Here is a 279-nt window from a genome sequence, read left to right on the forward strand (position 1 = left end):
AGATCCTAAGTCTGGTGCGTCTGCCAATTCCGCCACACCCGCATATGAAAATGGTGAGCCATGAAGGACTCGAACCTTCGACCCTCTGATTAAAAGTCAGATGCTCTACCAACTGAGCTAATGGCTCGTCTTAATAGGACGTTTATTCTTTGAAAGTGGTGCCGGCGAGAGGACTTGAACCCCCAACCTACTGATTACAAGTCAGTTGCTCTACCAATTGAGCTACACCGGCAATACTGGTGGAGGATGACGGGATCGAACCGCCGACCCTCTGCTTGT

At 50.2% G+C, this 279-nt stretch carries 2 tRNA genes; both read right to left on the minus strand.

Annotated features, from left to right (window positions below):
• Positions 1-51: 51 nt before the first annotated feature.
• A tRNA-Lys gene (locus QYG89_RS17220) sits at positions 52-127 on the minus strand.
• A 29-nt stretch (positions 128-156) separates the two neighbouring features.
• A tRNA-Thr gene (locus QYG89_RS17225) sits at positions 157-232 on the minus strand.
• Positions 233-279 lie beyond the last annotated feature (47 nt).

Source organism: Bacillus lumedeiriae (assembly GCF_044891285.1).
Taxonomy (GTDB): domain Bacteria; phylum Bacillota; class Bacilli; order Bacillales; family Domibacillaceae; genus Pseudobacillus; species Pseudobacillus lumedeiriae.